At 63.7% G+C, this 17,836-nt stretch carries 19 protein-coding genes; 11 read left to right on the top strand and 8 right to left on the bottom strand.

The genetic code is table 11. The features are described 5' to 3' along the window. Nucleotides 1-4: 4 nt before the first annotated feature. The gene (topA, locus tag AAFN84_RS06655) at nt 5-2,632 is read right to left on the bottom strand and encodes a type I DNA topoisomerase (RefSeq protein ID WP_347513706.1); all 2,628 of its coding nucleotides are present in this window, start codon (nt 2,630-2,632) and stop codon (nt 5-7) included. Nucleotides 2,633-2,885: 253 nt separating this feature from the next. Here topA and AAFN84_RS06650 point away from each other — a divergent pair, with 253 nt between their 5' ends. Continuing rightward, the gene (locus AAFN84_RS06650; RefSeq protein WP_347513705.1) at nt 2,886-3,155 is read left to right on the top strand and encodes a hypothetical protein; all 270 of its coding nucleotides are present in this window, start codon (nt 2,886-2,888) and stop codon (nt 3,153-3,155) included. On the opposite strand, the gene dprA is transcribed toward AAFN84_RS06650, so the two are convergent. Genes dprA through AAFN84_RS06630 form a run of 4 tightly spaced genes read right to left on the bottom strand, consistent with a single transcriptional unit; the run spans nt 3,081 to nt 7,078 of the window. Continuing rightward, complete coding sequence (dprA, locus tag AAFN84_RS06645; RefSeq protein ID WP_347513704.1) at nt 3,081-4,214, bottom strand: DNA-processing protein DprA; 1,134 nt, start codon at nt 4,212-4,214, stop codon at nt 3,081-3,083. The two genes, AAFN84_RS06650 and dprA, sit on opposite strands and share 75 nt — an antisense overlap. Then, nucleotides 4,211-4,795 (bottom strand): glycerol-3-phosphate 1-O-acyltransferase PlsY, encoded by a 585-nt coding sequence (gene plsY, locus AAFN84_RS06640; protein WP_347513703.1) that lies wholly within the window; start codon nt 4,793-4,795, stop codon nt 4,211-4,213. The genes dprA and plsY overlap by 4 nt, the downstream gene beginning before the upstream one ends. Nucleotides 4,796-4,829: 34 nt before the next feature. Next, complete coding sequence (locus AAFN84_RS06635) at nt 4,830-6,116, bottom strand: dihydroorotase (protein ID WP_347513702.1); 1,287 nt, start codon at nt 6,114-6,116, stop codon at nt 4,830-4,832. Continuing rightward, nucleotides 6,113-7,078, bottom strand: a complete 966-nt coding sequence (locus AAFN84_RS06630; protein ID WP_347513701.1) for an aspartate carbamoyltransferase catalytic subunit — start codon at nt 7,076-7,078, stop codon at nt 6,113-6,115. Before AAFN84_RS06630 ends, AAFN84_RS06635 begins: the two co-directional genes overlap by 4 nt. A gap of 137 nt (nt 7,079-7,215) precedes the next feature. Between AAFN84_RS06630 and AAFN84_RS06625 the strand changes: the two genes are divergently transcribed. Continuing rightward, entirely contained in the window at nt 7,216-8,844 is a 1,629-nt protein-coding gene (locus AAFN84_RS06625; protein ID WP_347513700.1) for an acyl-CoA dehydrogenase family protein, read from the top strand. On the opposite strand, the gene AAFN84_RS06620 is transcribed toward AAFN84_RS06625, so the two are convergent. Then, nucleotides 8,826-9,764 carry an AEC family transporter gene (locus AAFN84_RS06620; protein ID WP_347513699.1) on the bottom strand — a complete coding sequence of 313 codons (939 nt, stop codon included), beginning with the start codon at nt 9,762-9,764 and terminating at the stop codon, nt 8,826-8,828. The genes AAFN84_RS06625 and AAFN84_RS06620 overlap by 19 nt on opposite strands. Nucleotides 9,765-9,935: 171 nt before the next feature. On the opposite strand from AAFN84_RS06620, the gene AAFN84_RS06615 reads away from it, so the two are divergent. Both AAFN84_RS06615 and AAFN84_RS06610 read left to right on the top strand, forming a co-directional pair. Beyond that, nucleotides 9,936-10,430, top strand: coding sequence for a hypothetical protein (locus AAFN84_RS06615; RefSeq protein ID WP_347513698.1), 495 nt, complete (start codon nt 9,936-9,938; stop codon nt 10,428-10,430). Continuing rightward, the gene (locus AAFN84_RS06610; RefSeq protein WP_347513697.1) at nt 10,430-10,759 is read left to right on the top strand and encodes a DUF6105 family protein; all 330 of its coding nucleotides are present in this window, start codon (nt 10,430-10,432) and stop codon (nt 10,757-10,759) included. The genes AAFN84_RS06615 and AAFN84_RS06610 overlap by 1 nt, the downstream gene beginning before the upstream one ends. Here the strand turns inward: AAFN84_RS06610 and ruvX are convergent. Further along, on the bottom strand, nt 10,710-11,183 hold the full coding sequence (ruvX, locus tag AAFN84_RS06605; protein WP_347513696.1) for a Holliday junction resolvase RuvX: 474 nt from the start codon (nt 11,181-11,183) through the stop codon (nt 10,710-10,712). The genes AAFN84_RS06610 and ruvX overlap by 50 nt on opposite strands. Nucleotides 11,184-11,260: 77 nt before the next feature. Here ruvX and AAFN84_RS06600 point away from each other — a divergent pair, with 77 nt between their 5' ends. The 5 genes from AAFN84_RS06600 to AAFN84_RS06580 all read left to right on the top strand — a co-directional run bounded on the left by AAFN84_RS06600 (nt 11,261) and on the right by AAFN84_RS06580 (nt 15,129). After that, nucleotides 11,261-11,962 carry a metal-dependent hydrolase gene (locus AAFN84_RS06600; RefSeq protein WP_347513695.1) on the top strand — a complete coding sequence of 234 codons (702 nt, stop codon included), beginning with the start codon at nt 11,261-11,263 and terminating at the stop codon, nt 11,960-11,962. Nucleotides 11,963-12,064: 102 nt separating this feature from the next. Continuing rightward, the gene (gatC, locus tag AAFN84_RS06595; RefSeq protein ID WP_347513694.1) at nt 12,065-12,352 is read left to right on the top strand and encodes an Asp-tRNA(Asn)/Glu-tRNA(Gln) amidotransferase subunit GatC; all 288 of its coding nucleotides are present in this window, start codon (nt 12,065-12,067) and stop codon (nt 12,350-12,352) included. Nucleotides 12,353-12,356: 4 nt separating this feature from the next. Then, nucleotides 12,357-12,824, top strand: a complete 468-nt coding sequence (locus tag AAFN84_RS06590; protein WP_347513693.1) for a GNAT family N-acetyltransferase — start codon at nt 12,357-12,359, stop codon at nt 12,822-12,824. Continuing rightward, nucleotides 12,824-14,305 (top strand): Asp-tRNA(Asn)/Glu-tRNA(Gln) amidotransferase subunit GatA, encoded by a 1,482-nt coding sequence (gene gatA / locus AAFN84_RS06585; RefSeq protein ID WP_347513692.1) that lies wholly within the window; start codon nt 12,824-12,826, stop codon nt 14,303-14,305. The genes AAFN84_RS06590 and gatA overlap by 1 nt, the downstream gene beginning before the upstream one ends. Before the next feature lie 26 nt (nt 14,306-14,331). After that, nucleotides 14,332-15,129, top strand: a complete 798-nt coding sequence (locus AAFN84_RS06580) for a YdcF family protein (protein ID WP_347513691.1) — start codon at nt 14,332-14,334, stop codon at nt 15,127-15,129. On the opposite strand, the gene AAFN84_RS06575 is transcribed toward AAFN84_RS06580, so the two are convergent. After that, complete coding sequence (locus AAFN84_RS06575) at nt 15,126-15,830, bottom strand: DUF599 family protein (RefSeq protein ID WP_347513690.1); 705 nt, start codon at nt 15,828-15,830, stop codon at nt 15,126-15,128. The genes AAFN84_RS06580 and AAFN84_RS06575 overlap by 4 nt on opposite strands. 279 nt (nt 15,831-16,109) lie before the next feature. On the opposite strand from AAFN84_RS06575, the gene AAFN84_RS06570 reads away from it, so the two are divergent. Continuing rightward, nucleotides 16,110-16,238: a hypothetical protein gene (locus AAFN84_RS06570; protein ID WP_347513689.1), complete on the top strand. Its 129-nt coding sequence runs from the start codon at nt 16,110-16,112 to the stop codon at nt 16,236-16,238. 182 nt (nt 16,239-16,420) lie between these two features. Continuing rightward, the gene (locus AAFN84_RS06565) at nt 16,421-17,827 is read left to right on the top strand and encodes an L-serine ammonia-lyase (RefSeq protein WP_347513688.1); all 1,407 of its coding nucleotides are present in this window, start codon (nt 16,421-16,423) and stop codon (nt 17,825-17,827) included. Nucleotides 17,828-17,836 lie beyond the last annotated feature (9 nt).

Here is a 17,836-nt window from a genome sequence, read left to right as displayed (position 1 = left end):
GAGGCTATTCCTTTTTCTTGGCGGCCTTTTTCGCCGCGGGCTTCTTCGCGGCAGCCTTCTTTGGCGCGGCCTTCTTGGCCGTAGCCGACTTGGCGCCGCCCGACTTGCCGCTGCCCGCCTTGCCCCCCTTGGCGACGATCAGCTCGAGTGCTTCCTCGACCGTAACGCTGACGGGGTCCTTGCCTTTCGGCAGGGTCGCGTTGATCTTGCCCCAGTTGACATAGGGGCCGTAGCGGCCGTCACGAACCGTGATCGGTCCGCCGTCGGGATGGTCTCCCAGCTCCTTCAACGCTGCCGGCGTGGCGCGGCCCTTGCCGTTTGCGAACTTCGACTTCTTCTCGGCGATGACCGAGACGGCTCGGTTGAGCCCGACGGTGAAGACATCCTCGACCGTTTCCAGATTGGCATAGGTGCCGTCATGCAGGACGAACGGGCCATAGCGCCCGATTCCGGCGGAAATCATCTTGCCGGTCTCCGGGTGCTGCCCGACATCGCGCGGCAGCGCCAGCAGCGCCAGGGCCTTCTCGTGGTCCATCTCGCTTGGACTCCAGCCCTTGGGAATGCTGGCGCGCTTGGCTTCCTTGCCTTCGCCGCGCTGGACATAGGGACCAAAACGACCGTTCTTGAGGAAAATCTCTTCCTCGGTATACGGGTCCTTGCCGAGAAGCTTGTCGCCAGTATCGCCGCCGCCGTCGCCATCGCCGTTCGGGTTTTCGCCGAGCTGGCGCGTGAAGCCGCATTCCGGATAGTTGGAGCATCCGACAAACGCGCCGAACTTGCCCAGTTTCAACGACAGGTTGCCGGTTCCGCAACGCGGACAGATGCGTGGATTGGAGCCGTCCTCGCGCTCCGGGAAGACGAGTGGGGCCAACTCCTCGTTGAGCGCGTCGAGCACGTCGGTGACACGCAGTTCCTTGGTGCCATCGACATGGCCCGAGAACTCACGCCAGAAATCGCGAAGAACGTCTTTCCACGAGAGCTTGCCGTCGGAAATCTCGTCGAGCTTTTCCTCCAGCGCAGCCGTGAAATCATACTCGACATAGCGCTCGAAGAAATTTTCCAGAAAGGCCGTGACCAGCCGTCCCTTTGCCTGCGGCACAAGCCTGCGCTTGTCGATCGTGACGTAGTCGCGGTCTTCCAGCGTCTTCAGGGTGGCCGCGTAGGTGGAGGGCCGTCCGATGCCGAGTTCTTCCATCTTGCGGATCAGCGACGCCTCGGAATAGCGCGGTGGCGGTTCCGTTGTATGCTGGGTGACGGTCACGGACCTGCGTGACAAGGCCTCACCCGCCTTGATTTCCGGCAGGCGGCGGCTGTCTTCATCTTCCGCGTCGTCGTCCTTCTGCTCCGTGTAGGCGGCAAGGAAGCCGTCGAAGCGGATGACCGAGCCAACGGCTCGCAAATTGGCGTTGCGGGCACCGTTGACAGCTTCTATCTCAACCGTCGTGCGCTCGATCTCCGCCGACTGCATCTGGCTGGCGATGGCGCGCTTCCAGACGATCTCGTAGAGCCGCGCCTGATCGGCATCGAGGAATTTGCGCACCTGCGCGGGGGTGCGGCTGAAGTCGGTGGGACGCACCGCCTCGTGGGCCTCTTGGGCATTCTTCGCCTTGGACGTGTAGAGCCGCGGCTTTTCCGGAAGGTACTTGTCGCCGAATTCGTCCTTTATGGCACTGCGTGCGGCCTCGATGGCCTCTGGAGCCATCTGGACGCCGTCGGTTCGCATATAGGTAATGAGGCCCGTCGTCTCGCCACCGATCTCCACGCCCTCATACAGCCTTTGCGCCACCTGCATGGTCCGGGAGGCGGAAAAGCCGATCTGCGACGAGGCAGCCTGCTGCAGCGTCGACGTCGTGAAGGGTGGGGAAGGATTGCGCCTGGTGGGCTTCGCCTCGACCGACGCGGTCTTGAAACTCGCACCCTCCAGCATCGACTTGATGTCGTCGGCCTGGTCGGCCGACTTGATGTCGAGCTTCTGGAGCTTCTTGCCTTCGAAACCCGTCAGCCGTGTCTCGAAATCCTCCGCGCGTGGCGTCGCGAGCAGGGCGGCGATCTGCCAGTAGTCCTCGCGCACGAAGCGTTCGATTTCGCCTTCTCGGTCGCAGACCAGCCGCAATGCCACCGACTGGACGCGTCCGGCAGACCGTGCGCCGGGCAATTTGCGCCAAAGCACCGGCGACAGGGTGAAGCCGACGAGATAGTCGAGTGCCCGGCGCGCCAGATAGGCGTCGACCAGCGGCACGTCGAGATCACGCGGGTTGGCCATCGCGTCCAGTACTGACTTCTTCGTGATCGCATTGAAGACAACGCGTTGGACCTTCTTGTCCTTCAGCGCCTTCTTCTGCTGCAATACTTCCAGCACATGCCAGGAAATCGCTTCGCCTTCACGATCGGGGTCGGTAGCGAGGATGAGACCGTCGGCATCCTTCATTGCCTTGACGATGTCGTTGAGCCGTTTGGAGGAAGGACCGTCAACCTCCCAGGACATGGCGAAATCTTCGTCGGGACGCACCGAACCGTCTTTCGCGGGGAGGTCGCGGACATGACCGAACGAGGCCAGAACCGTGTAGTTCGACCCCAGATATTTGTTGATGGTCTTGGCCTTGGCGGGCGACTCGACGACGACAACGTCCATAGTTTAACGAATATCCCTTGGGCGCTAAAACAGCGCGCGCCGCTTGTTATGGTAGAAAAACAGCTCGTCACATGGCTGCGCTTTGCAATCGGGTCAAGGCCCTTGCCGTATTTCATCGCCTCGACATGGTAAATGCAACCATTAAGAGAAAGAATTGCTCTTGCAATTTTTGATTACCTGAATATTCTCTAATTCATCCGCAGATGGCATTGGAAAGTGTTTGCAACCTATAGAGGCATGACCGGTAAAGGTCATGCAATTTTCGAGCGGCAAAGGCACATTCATGCGACAGCAGCTCAATAAACGGCGCACCGATACGCTGGACTACATGCAGTCGATGCTGGGTCAGCTTCGAAACATGGCCGAGGCAGAAAGATGTGACATGCTCGCCTATCTCGTCGAGATGGCCTATGTCGAAGTCAGCGACATTCTGCGCGGCGAGCGGCCGCTACGTGTCCAGGATAAGGGACACAGACCCACCGACGTGCCGTTCGAGCCGACCGGCAAGATCAAGTTCCAGTAGGATCGTCATCACCTGCGACGGGTGAAGGCCCGTATGCCGGATGAGCTCGTCGACATGAACGGGGACTGGCCCCAGAGCCTCGGTGACGCGTCCTCTGTCGCTATCGCCGGGCGGTGGCGCGCTGGTTGGCTCCTCGGGCTCCGATAGCAGCGGGGGAACAGGCGTCGGCCCGCCATTCAGTGGTGCCAGCGCCTCGAGGACATCCCGGGTTTCCGTGACGATCGTCGCGCCGTCCTTGAGCAGCCCGTTGGTGCCGCTGGCGCGAGGGTCCAGTGGCGAGCCGGGAACGGCGAAGACGATCCGTCCCATCTCGTTGGCGAGCCGCGCGCTGATCAGCGAGCCTGAGCGCTTTGCCGCTTCGACGACGACGAGCCCCAGTCCAAGCCCTGCGACGAGGCGGTTGCGCCGAGGAAAGTCCCGCGCACGTGGCTCCCAGCCGAACGGCATTTCGGAGATCACCGCGCCCCGCTCGGCGATCTCACGGCAAAGCGCGTGGTTTTCGGGCGGATAAGGGCAATCCAGCCCGCCGGCGAGAACCGCGATCGTGCCGGTGTCGAGGCTCCCGGCATGCGCGGCGGCATCGATGCCGCGCGCCAGGCCGGACGCAATCGCGTAGCCCTCGCGTCCGAGTTCATGGGCAAGCTGCTTCGCCATGCGGATGCCGGCGAGCGAGGCATTGCGCGCGCCAACGATCGAAACGGCGGGTAGCCCGAACACCTCTGAGCGGCCTTTCACCGCAATGAGCGGCGGCGGCAGGTCCATACGTCTCAGCATTTGGGGATAATCCGCCTCGCCGATGGCCACGAATCGCGCGCCATTGCGCCGTGCGGCCTCCATCTCCGCTTCCACTTCGCGCTCGTCGGGAATGCGGGGAAGGCGGGTCGCGCCGCCGCGCGCGGCGAGTTCCGGCAGCATCTCGATTGCCGTGCCGGCGGAACCGTAGCGATTGATCAGTTCGCGAAAGGTCGCCGGGCCGACCGTTTCGGTCCGGATGAGGCGAAGCCACTGTAGCCGCTGCCGGTCGGAGAGGCTTGGAGCCACCGCCGGCGAGCGCGTCATCCCTTGGCTCCGATGCGTGACTCCGTGCCGGCAGCCAGTCGGGCAATATTGGCGCGATGCTTCATGAAGACGAGGATGCTCATGACGCCGACGACGGCCGCCTGTTCAGGCAAATCCATCAGATAGAGCATCGCCGGCGAGGCGACTGCCGAGACGAGCGCGGCCAGCGAGGAGTAGCGCGACAGGAACGCCACGGCGAGCCATGTGATCGCGAATACGAGCGCCGCCTTCCAGGCCAGCGCGACCAGCACGCCGAGATAGGTGGCGACCCCCTTGCCACCCATGAAGCCGAGCCAGACCGGAAAGAGATGGCCGAGGAAGGCGCCGAAGCCTGCCGCCATGGCTGCTTCCATGCCCCAGTTTGCCGCAACGAGCACGGCGATCGTACCCTTGAGCACGTCGAAGACGAGGGTGAGGGCGGCGAGCCCCTTGTTGCCGGTACGAAGCACGTTGGTTGCGCCGATATTGCCGGAACCGATCTTGCGCACGTCGCCCAGCCCGGCGGCGCGAGTGATGATGAGGCCAAAGGGAATGGAACCAAGCAGGTAGCCGAAGGCCAGCGCAATGATGATGATGGTCATGTGGCGGGCGATCCCCTCCCGGCAACCGGAGCTGTCAAATCTGGTGAACTGTGCGGCCAGAGACCATGGTTTGCAAGACCCTGCCTTGTAGCCGCGCACCCTCGAAGCAGGTGTTCTTGGACCGCGAGCGGATATCCTGTTCGCGCACGATCCACGGCTCGTCGAGATCGACGACGATGAGGTCAGCCGGAGCGCCTGCTTTCAACGTTCCTCCCGGAAGGCCGAAACGCTTCGCGGGATTGGTGGACAGGGCCTCGACAAGACGCATCAGCGGCACGTCGCGATTGTGATGGAGCCGAAGGGCCGCGCCGAGCAGGGTCTCGAGCCCGATCGCGCCGGAAGCGGCATCGGCGAAGGGCAGGCGCTTGGTATCGACGTCCTGCGGATCATGCGAGGACACGAGGATGTCGATGGTCCCGTCGCGCAGCGCCTCGACGATTGCCAGCCGATCGTCTTCGGTGCGCAGCGGCGGCGTGAGCCTGAAAAAGGTGCGGTACTCGCCCACGTCGTGTTCGTTGAGCGAAAGGCTGGCTATGGACGCGCCGGCGGTCACGTTGGCGCCGTCAGCCTTGGCCCGAGCGATCGCTTCGGCGGACATCGCCGTCGATATCTTGGCGGCGTGATAGGCGCCACGCGTCAGCCGCGCCAGCATCAGGTCGCGCTCGAGCGGAATGGCTTCGGCTTCACGCGGAATGCCCGGCAAGCCGAGCCAGCTTGCAAACAGCCCCTCATTCATCACGCCGGAAGACGAAAGGTCCGGATCCTGGGTGACATGGTCGATCACCGCGCCGAAATCGCGTGCATAGGTTTGCGCGCGCCGCATCACCAGCGCGCTGGAAATGGTGCGGCGTCCTTCGGTGAATGCAACGGCGCCGGCTTCGCGCAGCAAGCCGAACTCCGTCATCTCGCGGCCCAGCAGCCCCCGCGTGATGGCAGCGGCCGGGAAGACGTTGACGATCGCCGTGTCGCGCGCTGTCCGCAGCACGAATTCCACCAGCGCCACATCGTCGATGACCGGCTCGGTGTCCGGCATCATTACGATCGACGTGACGCCGCCCGCCGCTGCCGCCACGCTGGCCGAGGCGATCGTCTCGCGATGCTCGCCGCCAGGCTCGCCGATATGCACCCGCGCGTCGACGAGGCCCGGCAGGATGGCCTTGCCGGTGCAGTCGATCAGAGTGGCGCCTTCCGGCACGCCCTGATTGCGTGCTTCGGCTCCGGCGGCCAAGATCGACTTGCCCTCGACGATGACGGTTCCGATCTCGTCGATGCCGCGAGACGGGTCGACGACGCGCGCATTCTGGAGGACGGTGACACTCACGCCGCGCTCCCTTCCGCGTTGCGGCGTGGGTCGAGCAGCGCTTCCATCACCGCCATGCGGACGGCAACGCCCATCTCCACCTGCTCCTGGATAACGCTTTGCGGCCCATCGGCGATCTCGGACGCGATCTCGACACCCCGGTTCATCGGCCCCGGATGCATCACCAGCGCGTCGGGCTTGGCGTATTTCAGCTTCTCCGCATCCAGTCCCCAATAGCGGAAATATTCGCGCACGGAAGGGACGAAGGCGCCGGCCATGCGTTCGCGCTGCAGGCGCAGCATCATGACGACGTCGGCGTCGGCCAGCCCGTGCTTCATCGAATTGAAGACCTCGACGCCCATGTCGGCGATTCCCGAGGGCAGCAGGGTCGACGGCGCGACCACGCGCACCCTGGCTCCCATCGCGTTGAGCAGCACTATGTTGGAGCGCGCGACGCGCGAATGCAAGACATCGCCGCTGATGGCGACGATCAGTCCGGCGATCCGTCCCCTGGCGCGGCGGATGGTGAGCGCATCGAGCAGGGCTTGGGTGGGGTGCTCGTGCGCCCCGTCGCCCGCATTGACGACGGAACATCCGACTTTCTGCGCCAGCAGCGCAGCCGCGCCAGCCGACGAATGGCGGATGATGAGGATATCTGGCCGCATCGCGTTCAGCGTCATTGCGGTATCGACCAGCGTTTCGCCTTTCTTCACGGAAGAGGACGCGACCGACATGTTCATGACGTCTGCGCCAAGCCGCTTTCCGGCCAGCTCGAAAGAGGACTGGGTGCGCGTCGACGCCTCGTAGAAAAGATTGATCTGTGTGCGGCCACGCAGGGCCGACGTCTTCTTCTCCGACTGCCGAGAGATCGCCACCGCGCCATCGGCACGATCGAGAAGCAGTTCGATGTCGAGGGGGGAAAGGTCCTTGATGCCAAGAAGGTGGCGGTGGGGATACAGAGGCAGGGGCGCGCGCTGGGTCATGGCAAGGCCGTGCTATAGGCAAGGGGAGGCGTCCCCGCAAGCGCCGGAGCGTGGATGCACCGGAATTTCCCTCGCAAATCCGGGTCGTTTGACTGTAACACTACGCGAAAGCCTTTCCACGTCCCGGAGCCGTAGCATTGACGCATGAGGTCCTGAACCAGAGCCCGCCCTTGACGGGGACGAGCGCATGGCGCGCCGATCCTCTCCTGGTACAGCTCGCAGAATCCTATTCCGAACCGATTCGTCGCGAACTCGACCAGCTTGGCCGCTATGTCCGTTCCGGAGAAGCCCAGGAACTGGCGCGGCTGGCCAATGTCGAGACACCGAAGCTGCGCACCCATGATCGACAGGGGCGTCGCATCGATCTGGTCGAGTATCACCCCGCCTATCACGCGCTGATGCGCCGTTCCGTCTCGGTGGGCCTGCACTCGTCGGTCTGGGAGAACAACGCCAACGAATCGGGCAAACGCCATCAGGTGCGCGCCGCGCGCTTCTTCATGACCGCGCAACTGGAATGCGGACATCTGTGCCCGATCACCATGACGAGCGCGTCGCTCGCGGCGCTGATGGGCAATCCGAAGCTGTTTCGAGAATGGGCGCCACGCGTGACGACACGCAAATACGACCAGTCGCAGAAGCCACCGGTGGAAAAGGTGGGACTGACGCTCGGGATGGGCATGACCGAGAAGCAGGGCGGTACGGACGTTCGCGCCAACACCACCCGGGCGGAACGTGCTGGCAGTGGCTTCTACAGGCTGACGGGACACAAATGGTTCATGTCGGCGCCGATGTCGGACGCGTTCCTTATGCTGGCGCAGGCGAACGAAGGCGTCTCGTGCTTCCTCGTTCCACGCATCCTTGGTGACGGCACCGAGAACGGACTGCGCTTCCAGCGCCTCAAGGACAAGCTCGGAAACCGCTCGAATGCTTCGTCCGAGGTCGAGTTCGCGGGGACCATCGGCGAGATGGTCGGGGAGCCGGGAGCGGGCGTGAAGACCATCATGGACATGGTGACCCTGACCCGCCTCGACTGCGCAGTTGCCAATGCCGGCATCATGCGGGCGGGACTGGCGGAAGCGGTTCACCATACGCGCCATCGCAACGCCTTCGGCAAGCCGCTTTTCGACCAGCCGCTGATGCAACGCGTGCTTGCCGACATGGCGCTCGACGTTGCCGGCGCCACGGCGCTGGCCCTTCGCCTGGCCCGCTCCTTCGACGAGGCGGCGAACAATCCGGGGGAGGCGGCATTCGCGCGCTCAATGACGCCTGTGGTCAAATACTGGGTCTGCAAAATTGCCCCGGCGTTGCTCTACGAAGCGATGGAGTGTCTCGGCGGCAATGGCTATGTCGAGGAAGCGCCGCTGGCGCGCTACTATCGTGAGGCCCCGGTCAACGCGATATGGGAAGGCGCCGGAAACGTCATGGCGCTGGACGTGCTACGGGTCCTGCGTCGGGCGCCCCAGCTCTTCGAAGACGTGCTGGAGGGAATCGGCCGCGATCTCGGGCCAGCCGGCAAGGGTACGACGGGCGTCCTGCGCGCCGCGCTCCAGGTCGCCAGTTCCGATGAGGGTTCGGCACGCATCCTGACCGAGCAGCTTGCCATCTCGGCGGCCGCAGCGGAATTGCGCCGCCTTGGCGCTGGCCAGATCGCCGATGCGTTTGTCGAATCACGGCTGGCGGGCCAGTGGCGCGCGACATATGGCATGCTGGATGCCCGCCACGATGCGCGCGCGATCCTCGATACGCTTTATCCCGAGCTGAACTGAGCGGCCAGCGACAGAGCCAGTGGCACGGTGAAGAACGACAGCGCCGTCTGCAGCGTTGCGACCGCCGCGTAAAGTTCGGCATCGCCGCCAAGCTGGCGCGCCAACACGTAACCGTTCATCGCCGTCGGCACCGCGCCGCACAGGGCCAGATATGTCAGCGCATCCCCGCGAATGCCGAACGCGAAGGCGATGCCGACGAGCAGCACCGGAAACAGCACCAGCTTGAGCACGACGGGCAGCCATACCGCCAGGCGCGTCGTTACCAGGTCGGACAGGCGTAGACCGGCGCCGATCGCCATCAGACCGAGCCCGAGCGCGGCGCTGCCCAAGAGGCTGAGCGTATCGTCGAGGGGCTGGTAGAGACCGAAAGGCATCTGCCGAAACGCCATTCCCAGCAACACCGCCAGGACGAGGGGATTGAGGGCCACCCTTTTCAGCGTGTCGAGGATTCCCGAGCGCCCGTTCGCGAAGCGCGTCACCACGAAAATCACCACCACGTTGATCGGCACGATGATCGCCGCCATCGCCAGTGCGACGACCGCGGCACCTTCGGGCGGAAATATCTTGGTTGCGAGCGGCAGTGCGATGAACGCGTTCCAGCGAACCGAAGTCTGGAAAACGGAGGAATACTCGCTTGCCGCCACGAGGCCGGAGCGCTTGAGCGGTGGCCATAAGGCAAGAACGAGCCCCGCCATGGCAAGCATCGCCACGATGAGGGAGGCCAGCATTGCGTCGAGCTCGATGCTGGAAAAATCGGCCTTATAGATCGTCGCGAACAGCAGGCACGGATACAGGAACCAGTAGCTGAGCTGTTCCATGCCCGGCCATGCGGCATCACTGATGATCGGCAGGCGGCGCATCACCGCGCCCGACCCGATCAGCAGGAAGATCGGCAGAATGCTTTCGAAGATGTCGAGCATGCGCGGGTGAACCGGTGCGGGGTGGGCGACGTGTGACCGCAATAGTCGTGGGTGCGGTGCGTGTAAAGGCGCGTCCGTCCACCGGGAAACCTCCCGTTAACCTTAACGAATGGTTTCCGTTGCCGTTAACAGGAGGGGCGTCCAGTCTCGGGCAATGCTCGAAGGGAGCCCATGAACAAGATTCTCATCACCTGCCTCACCGCGCATTGGGCGATCGTCTACGGACTTTGGGCCACGCAGGCGGCCGGACTGGCCGATGCCGGTGATATGGGAACGAGCATCGGCGCGGGTTTCGATGCCGCCGCGCACGCGCTTGTCGGTGTCCTGTTTCTATGGGCCGGGGTGACCGTGTGGGGCCGAGGTGGCGGTGACGTCGCCGAGGTGACGGCGCTCGCCTTCGCGGCGGCCGCGGTCGTTCTGGCGGCAACCACCGCGCTCAATGCGGGCGCGGAGCCTGCAACGCTCGGCGATACCGCGTTTCAGCTCGCCGCACTCGGCGTCACTTATCTCGTCGTCCGGGATGAGGATGCGAGGAGCCGCGAGGAGCAACCGGAACGCGACTATTCCAACGAGGTCGCGCGCCGGCTCGCCACGGGCGCCGCGCACGGCTCGATGCTGACACGATTGTCCCGGCGGGGACCGCATACTCTGGAGACCGATGCCTGATGCGCTACATCCTGATCTTCTGGGGCCTGCCGATGAGCATCTTCTGGGGCTGGTACTTCCTGTCCTACAACGACATCAATTTCGGCATGCTGTTCTTCAGCCGGCTCGTGCATGATTTCGCCTTCCGCTTCTACGGCGACATGCTCGGCATCGAGCCCGCCACGATCCCGGCAATGGTGGCGCGTGCGTGTGTCGTGGACACGGCCCTGATCTTCTCGATCTACGGCTTCCGTAAGCGCCGCGAGATCGCCGCCTGGTGGCGGGATCGGCAACCGGGATTCATGAGCGGCGTATCGCACGAAGCCGGTCGAGTACCCCCTGCAGAATGAACGACGCGGCTGCCGAATCGATACGTTCGTCGCGCTTCCTGCGAGACACGTCCATCGAGATCAGGGCGCGCTCCGCAGCCACCGTCGACAGCCGCTCGTCCCAATAGACGAAAGGCAGCTCGGTCAGCTTTACCATGTTGCGCACGAACGCGCGGGTCGCCTGGACGCGGGGGCCTTCGGTGCCGTCCATGTTGACCGGCAAGCCGATGACGACGGCGCGAACCGCGTCCGTCCTCAGCGCCGCAAGCAGCGCCTCGGCGTCGAGCGTGAACTTCCTGCGCATGATGACGGGGCGCGGATGCGCGAAGGACAGGCTGGCATCCGAAACCGCAAGCCCGATCGTCTTCGTGCCGAGGTCGAGCCCTGCAATGCGGCTTCCGGGCTCCAGTTGCCCGGACAAATCACCGATGTCGATCACCGCCAAGCGCGTGCATCCTTCTTTGACTTGTCGCTCGCGGGTTCTATCCTTCCGGTCATCCAAAAGCGAGGAGAAGGTATTTCATGAAACTGACCTGGTATGGCCACGCGGCATTCGGCGTCGAGGCCGGCAACGCAAAGATCCTGATCGACCCGTTCCTGAGCGGCAATCCGTCCTGGGGCAAGGACTGGGAGGGCCCTGCGGAAGGTGTCACGCACGTGCTGCTGACCCACGGCCACAACGACCATCTAGGCGACACGCTTGCGATCGTGAAGAAGACCGGCGCGATGCTGGTCGCAAATCCTGAAATCTGCGACTACTTTTCAGGAAAGGGCGCGGAGAAGGTCAATCCGGGGAACCATGGCGGCACCGTCGATTGCGGCGGCTTCACCACCACCTTCGTCAATGCGCTGCATTCCTCGGCCTCGACGCTCGAGGATGGTTCGAACGTCTATCTCGGCAATCCGAACGGGCTGATCCTGCACTTTCCGGACGACAAGACCCTCTACCATATGGGGGATACCGACATCTTCTCCGACATGGCGCTGATCAACGAGCTCCATCAGCCCGATATCGGTATCGTCCCTGTCGGCGACCGGTTCACGATGGGAGGCGCCGTAGCGGCGCTCGCCTGCCAGCGCTTCTTCAAGTTCGAGAGCGTCGTGCCATGCCATTTCGGCACGTTCGGGCTGCTGGACCAGACGGCGCAAAAATTCGTCGACGGCATGGCCGGCTCGGCGACGAAGGTGCTGACGCCACAGATCGGCGAGCCGTTCGGGGTCTGAAACCGCCTGCCGGCGGCTGATGGACGGTGAACGATGTTGCGCTATGCCGGCAGCGCCGGTATAGCGCGGATGTTGATTTCCCAGCATCTGCCGGAGCTTTCCATGTCCGTCGACATCGACACCGTCAAGCGCGTCGCGCGGCTCGCCCGCATTGCCGTCACCGAGGATGAGGCAAACCGGATGACCGGCGAGCTGAATACGATTCTCGGCTTCGTCGAGCAATTGGGGGAGGTGGACGTGTCCGGCGTCGAACCGATGACGTCCGTCATCCCGATGGAGATGAAAAAGCGCCAGGATGCCGTCACCGACGGCGGCAAGGCGGCTGACATCGTCGCCAATGCGCCGGCCACGGAAGATCATTTCTTCCTCGTGCCGAAGGTCGTGGAGTAGGACGATGAGCGTCTCGATTACGGCTGAGACGCCGTTGCAGGACGACATTCGCCGGCTGGTGGCCGAGCTCAATGCATACATGATGCCGCTGACGCCGCGCGAGTTCCAGTTCCAGATGACCGTCGAGCAGATGGCGGAGGCCACGCTGACGCTGTTCGTGGCGCGCGATGCCCAGGGCAAGCCGGTGGGCATGGGCGCGCTCAAGGAACACGGCGGCGGGCTTGGCGAGGTCAAGCGCATGTACACCCTGCCGGAGGTGCGCGGCCAGCGCGTCGGCGCGCAACTGTTGCAGCGTATCGAGCAGCTCGCACGCGAGAGAAGTCTCGACCGCCTCGTGCTTGAGACCGGCGAGGCGGCCGGCTTCGAACCCGCCTGGCGCGTCTATGAGCGCGGCGGATATACGGTTTGCGGCGCGGTTCTGGACTATCCCGATTCCGGCTATTCGCGATTTTACGAAAAGAAGCTCTCCTGATGACCGATCTGACAAGACTGACGATTTCGCAGGCGCGCGAGAAGCTGCGTGCCAAGGAAGTCACCGCGTTGGAACTGACCGACGCCTATCTCGGCGCGATCGACGCGGCCAACGGATCGCTGAACGCCTATGTCGCCGTTACGTCTGACAAGGCACGCGACATGGCCAAGGCATCGGATTCGCGCCTTGCGGCAGGCAAGGGCGGCGCGCTGGAAGGTATCCCGCTTGGCATCAAGGATCTGTTCGCCACCGAAGGCGTCCACACGCAGGCCTGCAGCCATGTGCTCGACGGCTTCGAACCGCGCTACGAATCGACCGTCACGGCCAATCTGTGGGCTGACGGCGCAGTCATGCTGGGCAAGCTGAACATGGACGAGTTCGCCATGGGCTCGTCCAACGAGACGTCGTATTACGGGCCGGTCAAGAATCCCTGGCGGGCCAAGGGTTCGAACCAGGATCTCGTGCCGGGCGGGTCTTCCGGTGGTTCGGCATCGGCGGTCTCGGCGTTCCTGTGCGCCGCCGCGACTGCGACCGACACCGGCGGCTCGATCCGCCAGCCGGCCGCGTTCACGGGCACCGTCGGCATCAAGCCGACCTATGGCCGCTGCTCGCGCTGGGGCATTGCCGCGTTTGCGTCGTCGCTCGACCAGGCCGGACCGATCACCCGCGATGTGCGCGACGCGGCGATCATGCTGAAATCGATGGCCTCGGTCGATGCGAAGGACACGACGTCGGTGGATCGCGCGGTGCCGGACTACGAGGCCGCGCTGGGCCAGTCGGTGAAGGGCATGAAGATAGGCATTCCGAAGGAATACCGCGTCGACGGCATGCCGGACGAGATCGAGGCGCTCTGGCAGCAGGGCATCGCCTGGCTCAAGGATGCCGGTGCCGAGATCGTCGACATCACCCTGCCGCACACGAAGTACGCGCTGCCGGCCTACTACATCGTCGCGCCGGCGGAAGCCTCGTCCAACCTCGCCCGCTACGATGGCGTGCGCTACGGCCTGCGGGTGCCAGGCAAGGACATCGTCGACATGTACGAAAAGACCCGCGCCGAAGGCTTCGGTCGCGAGGTCAAGCGCCGCATCATGATCGGCACCTACGTGCTGTCGGCTGGCTATTACGATGCGTATTACGTGCAGGCGCAGAAGGTCCGCACGCTGATCAAGAAGGATTTCGAGGACGTCTTCCATGATGGCGTCGACGCGATCCTGACCCCGGCCACGCCTTCCGCCGCCTTCGGCATCGCGGATCAGGATATGGCCGCCGATCCGGTCAAGATGTACCTCAACGACATCTTCACGGTGACCGTGAACATGGCCGGACTGCCCGGCATCGCGGTGCCGGCGGGCCTCGACGCACGCGGCCTGCCGCTGGGCCTGCAGCTTATCGGCCGTCCCTTCGACGAAGAGACGCTGTTCCGCGCCTCGCATGTTGTCGAGCAGGCAGCCGGACGCTTCCAGCCGGAGAAATGGTGGTAGGCTGACGTGGCGATACCGGAGACGACATGTTCTTCATTCTCTCCAAGATCTTCTGGATCGTCGCTCAGCCAATCAACCTGATCGGCATTCTCATTCTGCTCGGGATCGTCGCGGCCCTGTTCCGGCTGCGGCGCACCGGACTGTTCCTATCCGGCTTCGGCCTTATGGTCCTGGCGGTGGGCGCATGGACGAGCACGGGCGCGCTTATGCTGCATCCCCTTGAAGATCATTTTCCAAGACCTGATCCCGCTCCAGCCGGGATCGCTGGGATCATCGTGCTCGGAGGCGGCTTCGAAGGGTCCGTGAACCTTGCACGCGGCGGTTACGAGCTGAATGCCAGCGGCGACCGTTTCGTCGAAACGGCGGTCCTTGCCCGCCGCTATCCGGACGCCCGGGTCGTGGTGACGGGCGGCACCGGGACGCTGGTGCTGGAGGGCGAGGGGGATGGCGACACGGCACCGCGCCTGCTGACGGCTCTGGGTGTTGCGCAGGAGCGGCTGGTCCTGGAGAACCGATCGCGCAATACCTACGAAAATGCGCTGTTTACCCGAGAGATGGTTGAGCCGCAGCCAAACGAGACATGGTTGCTGGTGACCTCCGCCTTCCATATGCCGCGATCCGTCGGGCTGTTCCGAAAAGCTGGCTTCGACGTGGTGCCATGGCCGGCCGACTACCGAACCAGCGGTAGGGAGACGATCGGGCTGGCCCAGGACAACGTCGCCGATTCGCTGCAGAATCTGACGCTGGCGATACGCGAATGGATCGGGCTGCTTGCCTATCGCCTCACGGGACGCATCGACAGCATCCTGCCCGAGGCGACCTAGAGCCTTTCGGCATTCAGCGTGGCCCGTCGCGCGGCCGAGAAGAACTGGCGGCGCACCAGCACGCAGAGAATGAACAGCGTCGTCGCCATGAACACCCACGGCCCAACGAACCATCCCAGATAGCCGATTGAAAAGAAGACACCGCGCAGGCCGGCGTTGAAATGCTTGCCCGCGAGGATGTTCATGCGCGCGGCGCGCATGACTTCCAGTTCCGTCTCCGTCTCGGACGTTTCTCCTGGCAAAGGCACGGCGCCTATCAGGATCGAGCAGTAGTTGAAGAGACGGTACGACCAGCCGAACTTGAAGAACGCGTAGGAAAGGATGGCGATCAGTCCGAGCACCTTGGCCTCGAAGGCCGGCCTCGCCATGGCGTCCGTGGCCGGCAGATCGCTCAGCACGCCCAAGACCGCTTCGGTGGAACCCAGCAGCGCAAAGCATCCGCCGATTGCCAACAGGCAGCTCGAGGCGAAAAAGGCCGTTCCCTGCTGGAGCCCGCTCATGATGCCCGTGTCGACCATCCGCAGCTCACGGCGCGCCATGGTGCGCATCCACCTTTCGCGCTGGTGGTCCATCGCGGTTGTGAGCGTCACGCGGGAGATGATGCGGCCCTGAACGGCCTGTGCATAGGCGACCCAGCCCAACAGGAAGAAGGCGAGAGCGGCGATATCGGTCGGATCGCGGAGCAGGGAATCGAGCAGCATACGATCAGGATAGCCCTAACAGTCCGCGTTGGCACGCCGGAGACGCCGTGTTTCAGGCTGATTTGTTGACCAAAAGTAAAGGTTAACGACTTTGCTAAGCCGCTGTTTTAACGCGTATTTCAGATCTGTCGCACAGTATTCGCCGTGTGCCTCGCCTTTATCCTGCCGTTTTCCGGATTGCGAGAGCAGTGCCGAACGGCTATGCAGCGGCGAGACGGGTGGGACCGTCGCGGCGTTCGAGAGCCGCAAATTGGGGTAAACTACGAAAACAGGACGGACATGGACGAAAGTGTTCAGAAATCCTGCTGGGGCGTGACAGCCAAGGCAGTGATCGGTTTTGGTGGCATCCTCTTGCTCGTCTGGCTGTTTGGCGGCCCGGCGAATGCCGCGATGATGACCATCGGATAAATCTCCTGGTAGATGAAGGTTTCTGGCAAGGGCGCGACGATTGTCGCGCCCTTGCCATTTCGGCTCAGAAATTGTCGCGCCTATGTCGCAGGCTTGTCAGCCAGTGTCGGTGCCCCACTTGCTAAGCGATTAGAAACTCGCGAAACATCGACGACCAGTCACAGCGGAGCGCAGCCCCTGCCATGTTCCTTTCCGTCTTCGATCTCTTCAAGATCGGCATCGGGCCATCCTCGTCGCACACGATGGGACCGATGACGGCAGCAGCGCGTTTTCTGGAGGAATTGCGGGGTGACGATTGGCCCCGCCCGGTTGGCGCAAAGGTTGATCGACTTTCCGTGAGCCTGCATGGTTCGCTTGCCTTCACGGGCATCGGACATGGCACCGATCGGGCCGTCATCCTTGGCCTTACCGGCCAGACGCCGGTCACCGTGGACCCGGACGCCTCGGAGTCCGTGCTGGCTGCGGTCCACGAGTCCCGGCGCGTCGCCCCTCCCGGGCACCCGAGCTACCGCTTCGACCCGAAAAGCGACCTCGTCCTCGACAAGAAGACCCCGCTGCCGGGCCATGCCAACGGCATGGCGTTCTCCGCCTTCGATGCCGACGACCGACTTCTTCTGCGCCGAATCTATTATTCAATCGGTGGCGGATTCGTCGTTTCAGACGAAGAACTGCAGCGCATGAAGGCCGAAGGTCCTTTGCGTCAGGACGTCGGCAAGCGCGTGCCGTATCCGTTCGTGAACGCCCGCGAAATGTTGGCAATGGCTGCCCGCAGCGGCATGTCGATTGCCGCCATGAAGCGAGCCAACGAGGAAATCCACCAGTCTCGCGAGGCCTTGAACGAAGGCCTCGACGGCGTCTGGGAGGCGATGCGCGGCTGCATCGAACGCGGGCTGTCGCAGGAAGGCATCATGCCGGGCGGGCTCAAGGTCAAGCGCAGGGCCAGGCAACTCCACGACCGGCTGCAGGATGAGTGGAGCCGCAACAGGCCAAACCCTCTGCTGGCCAATGACTGGCTTTCGATCTATGCGATGGCCGTGAACGAGGAGAATGCGGCCGGCGGACGCGTGGTGACCGCGCCGACGAATGGCGCGGCAGGCGTGGTGCCAGCGGTGATGCGCTACTGGCTGCACTTCCATGTCGAGGCGGATCAGGACTCGATCCGCGATTTCCTTCTCACGGCAGCGGCCGTCGGCGGTATCATCAAGCACAATGCGTCGATCTCCGGCGCAGAAGTTGGTTGCCAGGGCGAAGTGGGGTCGGCGTCCGCCATGGCGGCTGCGGGACTATGCGCCGTCATGGGCGGCACGCCAGAACAGGTTGAGAACGCGGCCGAGATCGCATTGGAACATCATCTGGGAATGACATGCGACCCGGTCGGCGGGCTGGTGCAGGTGCCCTGCATCGAGCGCAACGCGCTCGGCGCGGTCAAGGCAGTCACCGCCGCGTCGCTGGCGATCAAGGGCGACGGCACGCATTTCGTGCCGCTCGACGCTGCTATCGAGACGATGCGCCAGACGGGCCTCGACATGAACGAGCGCTACAAGGAAACCAGCCTCGGCGGGCTGGCGGTGAACGTCGTGGAGTGCTGAAGTCCATCA

Source organism: Mesorhizobium sp. CAU 1741 (assembly GCF_039839275.1).
Classification (GTDB): Bacteria; Pseudomonadota; Alphaproteobacteria; order Rhizobiales; family Rhizobiaceae; genus Aerobium.
Note: the sequence above shows the minus strand (reverse complement) of the source record. Positions and strands in the feature narration are given on the sequence as shown.